This window comes from Leisingera sp. MMG026, from assembly GCF_021654205.1.
GTDB lineage: Bacteria > Pseudomonadota > Alphaproteobacteria > Rhodobacterales > Rhodobacteraceae > Leisingera.
Genome location: NZ_JAKFZM010000110.1, coordinates 1 through 2,096, shown reverse-complemented (window position 1 = coordinate 2,096; position 2,096 = coordinate 1). Strand labels below are relative to the sequence as shown.

Below are 2,096 nucleotides of genomic sequence, written 5' to 3'. Positions count from 1 at the left end.
TCGTTTCCGACCAAGCCCCTGCAAAAAGCGGGGGCTTCTTCGATTCAAGGCTCCCCAATGCCATGATCCCGGCCAATTCCCCAATGAGTTCAAGCTGATGGCCGCCCGGCGCATCCGTGTCCGGAACCATCCGCACCGCCGAAATCAGCGCCCGCAGCGACGCCGTCGCCTCCCGCCGTACCTCCGGCGCATTAAGGGACCCTGCCAGGTCCTCGATCAGCTCCCGGAACCGCGCCGACAGGCTCGGATGCAGCCGCAGGGCAGGGGGCTCCGGGTTGTCCGCGATGACCGCCTCAAGGCGGGCCTTCTCTCTCTCCAGTTCCGACATCTTGTCCTTCATCGAGGCGGTGTACATGCCGTCCTCGATAGCTGTCAGGATGTTGGCGATCCGGCTCTCCACCTTTTTGAGGGAGTGTTCGGCCTTCTGCCGGTCCTGGCAGGCCCCCGCGGCGGCGTCGTTGAAGGCCTTGCGGTATTCCTCAGCGAACTGCGCCAGCAGGTCCGGTGCCAGGAGGCGCTGCTTCAGCCCGGAAAGCACCCGCTCTTCCACTTCTGCCCGGCCGATGGTGGCGCGGTTAGTGCAGACCGCAGCGCCCTTGTTGCGGGCACCTGCGCAGCCGTAGCGCGTCTTGTTGATCAGCGTGTAGCTGGCGCCGCAGCAGGCGCAGCGCAGGAGGCCTGACAGCAGATACGTGGGCCGGCGCGCGCGTTCCAGCTTCGGCCGTTCCGTCAGAACACCCGCCGGGTTCATCGCTTGCCGCACTTCCCCCTGGCGCGTCTTCACCGCCTGCCAGAGCTGATCATCCAGAATACGAAGCTGTGGGACTTCTTCGATCTTCCAGTCCTCCGGCGGATTGAGGCGTGACAAGCGTTTGCCGGTGTCCGGGTTGCTATCATAGGTCAGCCGGTTCCAGACCAGGCGCCCGATGTACAGCTCGTTGTTCAGGATACCGGTGCCGCGCTTGATGTTCCCGGAGACCGTTGAGGGGTTCCAGACTCCGGTGCCCTTGCCGCTCTGGGGAGCAGGCACTGCTTCGGCGTTCAGCGCGGCAGCGATTGAGCGCGCGGAAAGGCCGTCTGCGTAATCCCGGAAGATCCGGGTGATGACGGCGGCCTCGTCCGGCTCGATCTCCCGGTCGCCGGTGCTGACCGTGCCGTCGGGCAGGATCTCCCGCTTCACCCGGTAGCCGTAGGCAATCCCGCCAGCAGATTTGCCCCTGGCAATGCGCCCCTCCAGCCCGCGCCGTGTCTTCTGGGCCAAGTCCTTGAGGAACATGGTGGACACCAGCCCGCCGACCCCGACCTTCATGTCATCCAGTTCATTCTCCGAAGCCGTGTGGATCTTGACTCCGAAGAAGTTCATGCGCTTCAGCAGGCTTGCGGAATCCGCCATGTCCCGCGACAGCCGGTTCAGGCTTTCGGCTGCAATCAGGTCGATCCCGCCGCGTTCTGCTGCCTGGATCAGGCGCTGGTATCCCGGGCGCCGGGCATTCTTGCCGCTGAGCGCGTGATCGGTGAAAACTTCCGTTACCTGCCACCCCTTTTGTTCACACAGACGGCGGCACAGCCGGATCTGGTCCTCGACCGATGTGTCTTTCTGTTTGTCTGTGGAGTACCGGGCGTAGATGGCAGCGCAGAGACCGGGTGTTGCATTCATGGTTTATTCCTTCGAAGGCGGTTGGCTCCTCTGTGCCGCGATGTCTTCCTGAGCAGCCTGGCGGGCGAGGAGCTGGATGATGTGCAGAAGCGGGTCCGGGCAGTTGGCCCGGCCGTTTGTCTGAGATGTGCCGGAGAGACAGGCTGTCTCCTGGCAATTGACATAGCTCTTCTGGTCCCGTGCCATAGGCCGAGGTCTCCCGCCGCTCCCGGGCCGGTGCCAGGGGCGTTTTTTTGATGCTGCTGATCTGGCCGGGAACTGCTCCGGCCTTTGTTGGCTTCATCATAGCGGGTGCGGGAGCTCGGCGGGCCCCCGTGAAAGGAGGGAGATGCTGCCCAAGGCCGGGTTTATGTGGACAACCTGCCGTTTGGGCCGGTTTGCGCGGGGCTGCGAGCTGTGGTGGACGTCCTTGCGGCCGGACCGGCGGCGCTTGCCGCGC

The 2,096-nt window shown here is 64.5% G+C and carries 1 protein-coding gene; it reads right to left on the bottom strand.

Annotated elements, in window-relative coordinates:
* Nucleotides 1-1,657: recombinase family protein (locus L1069_RS23615; protein ID WP_237457273.1), on the bottom strand; the 1,657-nt coding region annotated here is incomplete at its 3' end.
* Between the last annotated feature and the right edge of the window lie 439 nt (nucleotides 1,658-2,096).